Origin of the sequence: Streptomyces muensis, from assembly GCF_021474425.1 — a bacterium.
GTDB classification, from domain to species: Bacteria; Actinomycetota; Actinomycetes; order Streptomycetales; family Streptomycetaceae; genus Streptomyces; species Streptomyces muensis.
On record NZ_JAKEIP010000079.1, the window covers coordinates 26,304 to 33,107 of the forward strand.

The window sequence follows — 6,804 nt, forward strand, 5'->3', positions numbered from 1 at the left end:
CCGACATGCCACAGGTCACCATCACCCTCGTCGAGGGCCGCACCCCTGAACAGATCCGGGACCTGATGCACGAGGTGCACAGCGCGGTCCTGCGCACCGTGAACACCCGGCCCGAGCACATCCGCGTCGTCGTCCACGAGGTCCCACGGACGCACTGGGCCACCGGTGACGTCACCCTCACCGAGATGGACGCCGCCGGCACCTCGGCCCCCACCGCCCGACAACTTACGGAGCAGTCATGAGGTTTTCCTTGTTCGTGCACATGGAGCGCTGGGACGAGGAGGTCAGCCACCGGCAGCTCTTCGAGAACCTCTCCGAACTCGCCCTGATGGCCGAGGCCGGCGGGTTCGGCACGGTGTGGATCGGCGAGCACCACGGGATGGAGTACACCATCTCCCCCAGCCCGATGCCGCTCCTCGCCCACCTCGCCGCGAAGACCTCCACCATCCGCCTGGGGGCCGGGACCATCATCGCCCCGTTCTGGGACCCGATCCGGGTCGCCGGTGAATGCGCGCTGCTCGACGTCATCAGCAACGGTCGCATGGAGGTCGGACTCGCCCGGGGTGCCTACCAGTTCGAGTTCGACCGACTGGCAGGCGGACTGCCTGCCGCCGACGGCGGAAAGCACCTGCGCGAACTCGTGCCCGCCGTGCGGGCGCTCTGGCAGGGCGACTACGCCCACGACGGCGAGATCTGGCAGTTCCCGACCTCGACCAGTGTGCCCAAGCCGGTGCAGCAGCCCACCCCGCCCATGTGGATCGCCGCCCGCGACCCCGCCTCCCACGACTTCGCGGTGGCACAGGGCTGCAACGTCATGGTCACCCCGCTGATGAAGGGCGACGAGGAGGTCGTCGCTCTGAAGGAGAAGTTCGACACCGCGGTGGCCAACCACCCGGAGGTGCCGCGCCCCGACCTGATGGTGCTGCGGCACACGCATGTCCACTCCTCCGACGAGCCCGAGGGCTGGCGTCCTGCAGCGGAGGCGATCAACCGCTTCTACCGGACCTTCGACGCCTGGTTCGGCAACAAGACCACGCCGACGAACGGCTTCCTGGAGCCCAGCCCGGAGTCGAAGTTCGAGGGCCGGCCGGAGTTCGAGCCGGAGTCGCTGCACAGGACCGCGATGATCGGCACTCCGGCCGAGGTCATCGAGCGACTGCGCGTCTATGAGGAGCTCGGCGTCGACGAGTACAGCTTCTGGATCGACAACAGCATGTCGCACCAGGACAAGCGCAAGTCCCTGGAGCTGTTCATCAAGGAAGTCGTGCCGACCTTCCAGTAAGGGCTTGCCGGGAATCACCGCGTGCTTTCGCAGGTAGAAACTGCTCGCGTCGCCCTTCCGGCTCGGGGGTTAATGTGCGGGTAAGGTCGCTGAGTTGTTTGCGGGACATGCCGGTCAGCTCGAGGTCCTGCAGGTCGTGAGTGAGTGAAAGTCTCGGCCGATCACTCGCGTTGCCGGGGGAGGCCCAGGGGTGATCGGTGATCCGCGGGGTGAACGACGTAGTTCCAGTCTCCGTGTACGCGGTGGAGGGTCATCGGTGGTGTGCGCCGACCCGCGCTGTAGACCCGCCGGCACGGAGCCCAGCCGCAAGTCGAGGCACCGCTCGTCCAGAGGGCTGCACCACCGACGGAAACCCAACCGTCCGTTGCATTTGGCAGCTGCCCAACCAGTCCCTGCGCGGCAGATGCTGGGGCACGAACTTCGAAATCGGTGGCGTACTCCAGCTGCCTCGTCACGTCACCACGGACAGTGCCGCACGGGGCGGCGGGCTCAGGCTTCCCCTGCCCCCAAGGTCTGTCCGAGGAGTCGAGCGGCGGGAGCCGGCAGGGCGCTTGACCGTCATGACAGATGCGACGAGCTCTCCCCGAGCGCCACTCGCGCGGCCGGCGGTGTGTGACGGGAACTCGGCGCGGTCGTTGATCAAGGCATGACTGCATCCAGGAAGATCGTCGCATGGATCGGGGCGACAGCCGCGGCTGTCGGCATCGCCTTCGCCGCGGGGCCACCCGCGGCGGCCGCCGGCAAGTGGTGCAACCACTCCGTCTGTATCGAGACCTACGACTCGGGCACCTACCTCGGCAGGGTGGAGGTGTCGGTCACCAACACCAACCAGCCCAACAGGATTTCCGCACGGGTGTGGACCACCAACGGGTGGAGCGCCCATACGAAGGCCGAGGACGTCGCCAAGTTCCGGACCTACCGCGACCAGGCATACCCTCAACGCCACTTCCCCGCGGGCACCAGGCTGTGCGCGGAAGGCTTCCGCGGTGGCGCCAGTGTCGGCCTGCCCTGCGTGACCATCACCGGCTGATCCCCGCACGAAGCCGGCGATCCCTGACTCGTCTGCGTGCCCACCATCACGGCGGGCATGCCAGCGGTCAACGGCCACGCAAGAGACGTGCCGACCTCGGTCGTCCAGTGGCAGTCGGCCGGGATGGCGCGGACACGCCGCTGCCCGACCGGCAGCCACGGCTCGATCCGCCCCACAGGTCGTCCGGCACCATCCACGGCGGACCGTTCCCCTTCCCCCATCACTCGTGCAACGAGCCGGCCCGGGAGGGGATATGGCGACGACGACCAGGCTATCCATTGGCTGTTCTCACTCCCGCAGCTGACGGCCTGGAATTAGGGTGCGGTCGGCTGAACTGGGGTGATAGGTAAGCGATGTGACAGAGAGTCTTGAGTATTCCGCCCTGCTGCAATTGATCGACCAGCGGTCGGCCGCGTTCCGGAGTGCGGTTGCCGCCGCGCCCAGCCTTGACGCACCGGTGCCGTCCTGCCCCGAGTGGACGTTGTTCGATCTGGTGCAGCACCTGGGTACGGGCCAGCGGTGGTGGGCAGCGATCGTTGCCGCGGGTCCGGCCGAGGCTCCGCCGGCCAAGGGTGCTGCGGAGGTGCCGCGCGAACTCGAGGCGCTGCTGGCCTGGTACGCCGAGTCGAACGAGCTGCTGCTGAGTGCACTGCGCGAGGCCGGCCCGGAGCGCGAGTGCTGGACGTGGTGGGGCGCCGGCGTGTCGCCGGCGAATGCCTGGGGCGTTGCCCGGCGCCGGGTGCACGAGGTGCTGGTGCACACCTACGACGCCCAGCTCGCCGCAGGCGCCGTGCAGCCGATGCCGGCGGACGTCGCGATCGACGGCGTGGCCGAGTTTCTCGACACCTGCAACTCCACCCCGACGGCCTGGCCGCACGAGGCCGCCACCATCCACTACCACGCCGCCGAGGGCCGCTCTTGGCTCCTCACGCTGGACGGCACCGGCGCCTGGCCCGCACCCCTCACGGACAACGCCCCGCCCGCCTCCGCCTCGGCCACGGGCACGGCCGAGCAACTGCTCCTCTTCGTCTGGGGCCGCCTCTCGCTGAGCGACCTGAAGATCGAGGGCGACCAGCGGGTGTTCGAGCAGCTGATCGCCTGGGAGCCCGAGGAGTAACCAGTCAATGCCGCCGGCGAACGGCGTCGATGACGTCCCCAGCCCGGACAAGGCCGACCAGGGCCCGGTACTGCAAGACAGCGCGCCTCGCGCGGTGGCCGACCGCCGAAGTTCGATCCGCAGGACTACAGGGCTCGGCACGCGGTCGAGTGGGGCATCAATCGCCTCAAGAGGCATCGGGCCGTGGCCACGAGGTACGACACGCTCGCGGTCCGCTACGAAGCCACCGTCCTCGTCGCGGCCATCAACGAATGGCTGTGAGAAGCCGTGCATGAACTGCCGAAAGACGGCTTCTGCGGCTGTCGGGCAGTTTCGGTCGTTGGAGATCGGGAGGGAACGCGGTCGAACGAAGGCTGCTGAATGTCCGGCGCGGGCTGGCGAGGTTTCGGTCCGCTCGGGTGGCCATGGGGATGCGGGCGAACCCTTCAAGGGCCGCGTCACCGATGCCGAACCGGGCTCGAGCATCCGCTGAGGGTGATCAGCTGGATCATGAGAGCCCGCCGCAACGTCCGAGAGTACGAGCGCCTTCCCCAACACGGCGAGGCACACATCTCGTGGACTCTCATCACCTTGATGACACGGCGGTTCGCCAAACCAGTCAAGGCGCGGGCCATCGCCCCTCCAGCGGACAGGTCTCCGGAGCCTCGACCAGTGCGGAGCGGTGCCGGCTCGGATGCGATTCGGCTGTCCCCGGCGCCGTTGCGCTGCGCGAACCATGCGCCTGACTGCATAACGACCTGCGGAGGAAGGCTCACCTGTCGGCATGACCCGCCAGTCCCAAGGCGTTGGCGCCCTTCAACCTGCCGGGTGCGGTTGTGCGGGCGGCTTCGGAGCGTGGGACCAACGGACGGGGTGGCCGTCGGGGCCCTCAGTGAGCCAGGATCCGTCGCCCAGGGGCACCAGCTCGTACGGGTTGCTCACCTCGACGGCGAATTCGCCGCCGAGCGTGCCTGTGCGTACGTCGACCAGGTGGTGGCGGAACCACTCCTCCTCGTCCTGGCTCTCACCGCCCAGGGTGACGACGGCCATGTCGTCGGTCAGGTAGCCGCCACTCCATTCCACGAAGCACTCCTCCAGGTCGTACCCGAAGGCCTCGACGGGGAGGGTGAAAAGCACGTCCCCGTCGGGGTGGGCGTGAAAGGCGACGTCCGCCTGATCGTGGTCGACGGTCATGAACTGCTTCCCGGACGGCGCCAGGTCGATCAGGCAGCGATCCGACCATGGGTACGTCACGAACTCCGGCTCTCCACCCACCCCGACCGTACCCCGGACAATGACGGAGCCGTCCTGGCCCTCACCGATGTCGAGGTAGACGCTGCCGTCCGCGGGGTGCACGTGGTGGCCGGCGCCGTGCCCGACCGTCCCCAGCTCCCGGCGGGCGAGGATCACACCGCTCTCCGCGTCGTGCACGACCCACTGATCTCCGCCACCGCGTCCCGCCATCGCGTCCGGACGGTAGACCCACACCGTTCGGCCGTCCAAAGACAGCGCACACCCGGGCCGATGGCCATGGCGTACGTCAGAGTGCGGCTCGAAGTCCGAAGCCCACACGAGGTCGCCGGCACGCGTGAGGCAGACGACACCGTTCAGCGTCGTATACACGACCTGCGCCAGATCGTGCCGGACCACCGACTCCACGACCTCGTCGCCGGCACGCGGCTGGATGACCGCGGCGGGCTCCAGCGTCCCGCAGGCACTGGAGTCCACGACGTAGGCGTGGATCTTGCCGTCGCGGTGGCGCGTGATGACCTTCGGTGTCGACGCAGGACTCATCCGCTGAGGCTAACCCCCAGGTCAGGCCGACTGATATCCGGGGGCATGCAGGCCGAACAAGGTATCGCTGGCCGGCTATCGCGCTCAGGCTCATGAACGCCCCCTCGTTGCGCAGCCTTTCGCAGCGGACGACAAGGGTTCGTTCACAGCTTCTTAAACGGCTGTGCTGGGACAAACAAAGACCTCTGCTGTCAGCCAAGATTGCCCCACGTCCCATGACATGGGCGGCAGGATAGTTCCATGCAGCCGATCTTCGTTCTCGTGCACAGTCCGTCCGTGGGTCCGTCAACCTGGCACCCTGTGGCCGAACACCTGACGACGGCGGGATACCAGGTGCGGGTGCCGTCCCTGCTGCACATCGGCGCCGACGCCCCGCCCTTCTGGCCCCGCATTGTGGACGCCGTCCGCGACGATCTGAGGCAGGTCCCGGCCAGCAGCCCCGTCACGCTGGTGGCCCACAGCAACGCAGGCTTGTTTCTCCCGGTGATCCGCTCGGGCCTCGACCATCCGGTGACCAGCTCGATCTTCGTCGATGCCGCGCTGCCGGCCCGGACCGGACCGACCCCTGTCGCCACACTCGATCTGCTGGAGTTCCTCCGCCCGATGACGGTTGACGGCAGGCTGCCGCGCTGGACCGACTGGTGGGACGAGGCGGACGTCGCACCCATGTTCTCTGATCCGACGGTGCGGCAGACAGTCATCAAGGAGCAGCCCACCCTGCCGCTGTCCTACTACGAGCAGCACATCCCGGTCCCCGACGGCTGGGACGACCATCCCTGTTCCTACCTGCTGTTCGGCCCTCCGTATGACGACCTTGCGGCCGAGGCGCGCGAACGCGGCTGGCGCGTGGCACACCTGCCGGGCGCACACCTCCATCAGATCATCGATCCCGCCGGCACGGCCCGGCACATCGTCGAACTCGCCACTACGACTTGATCCGCTTCCGATACACGCCCTGGGCCCGGTAGGCGGTCCGGCCCTCACCGCCGGACTCAGCCTTCCCTCGCCTGGCACCCGGCCTGGTCCTGACAGTCCCCTTCGTTCATCTGGCACGGCCGGCGCGGGCACCGAGCAGGCGCTGCAGGGTGAGCTCTGGGGGGACGTAGGCGACGTCGCCTACGGTGTGCAGGCCGTGCTCGGCAAGGACAGCGGGCGTCTTCGCGCCGATGCCGGGCAACTCGCGTACGGGGCGGGGCCGCAGGGCATGGCCGCGAGCGTTCGGTTCCCGACCACAGCCCGTCGGCAGCGCAGCCCGTGGAGCGCGAAGGCGCGCAGCTGGATGGGTTCGGTGATGCCGCGGGGAGCGCGCTCCCAGAACTGGCCGCGCCGGTGGCATCGAGGACAGTTGAGTCCGATTCGCTCATGTGCATGCGGGGGTGAAGTCCTCGAGGATGAGGCGCATCTGCTGAAGGAGGTCGGGGTCGGGCGGCAGGTAGAACTGCAGATGCAGAATGCGGCGTCCGCTCATGGTGGTTACCCCGCTTCCCTGGCTTCGGCGTCCGGGGCGGCGAAGATCTGCGCAGCGGGTGCCGGCGGGCTGAGGTCGGCGTACGCGGTGCAGAGGTGCCCAGGTGATGCCGTCGGCGAGGGTCCGTGCCGGGG

6 protein-coding genes are annotated in these 6,804 nt (G+C 68.4%); 5 read left to right on the plus strand and 1 reads right to left on the minus strand.

Going from position 1 to position 6,804, the window contains the following annotated elements:
- The first annotated feature begins 5 nt into the window (after positions 1–5).
- From L0P92_RS20330 to L0P92_RS20345, 4 genes are all read left to right on the plus strand, one after another.
- Positions 6–242 (plus strand): tautomerase family protein, encoded by a 237-nt coding sequence (locus L0P92_RS20330; RefSeq protein ID WP_234764218.1) that lies wholly within the window; start codon positions 6–8, stop codon positions 240–242.
- Entirely contained in the window at positions 239–1,282 is a 1,044-nt protein-coding gene (locus tag L0P92_RS20335) for an LLM class flavin-dependent oxidoreductase (RefSeq protein ID WP_234764219.1), read from the plus strand. Before L0P92_RS20330 ends, L0P92_RS20335 begins: the two co-directional genes overlap by 4 nt.
- 646 nt (positions 1,283–1,928) lie before the next feature.
- The gene (locus L0P92_RS20340) at positions 1,929–2,312 is read left to right on the plus strand and encodes a hypothetical protein (RefSeq protein WP_234764220.1); all 384 of its coding nucleotides are present in this window, start codon (positions 1,929–1,931) and stop codon (positions 2,310–2,312) included.
- Between the two features lie 355 nt (positions 2,313–2,667).
- Positions 2,668–3,429 (plus strand): maleylpyruvate isomerase family mycothiol-dependent enzyme, encoded by a 762-nt coding sequence (locus L0P92_RS20345; RefSeq protein ID WP_234764221.1) that lies wholly within the window; start codon positions 2,668–2,670, stop codon positions 3,427–3,429.
- 795 nt (positions 3,430–4,224) lie between these two features.
- On the opposite strand, the gene L0P92_RS20355 is transcribed toward L0P92_RS20345, so the two are convergent.
- Entirely contained in the window at positions 4,225–5,202 is a 978-nt protein-coding gene (locus tag L0P92_RS20355) for a hypothetical protein (RefSeq protein ID WP_234764222.1), read from the minus strand.
- Positions 5,203–5,442: 240 nt separating this feature from the next.
- Between L0P92_RS20355 and L0P92_RS20360 the strand changes: the two genes are divergently transcribed.
- Positions 5,443–6,138, plus strand: coding sequence for a lipase family protein (locus tag L0P92_RS20360; protein ID WP_234764223.1), 696 nt, complete (start codon positions 5,443–5,445; stop codon positions 6,136–6,138).
- Positions 6,139–6,804 lie beyond the last annotated feature (666 nt).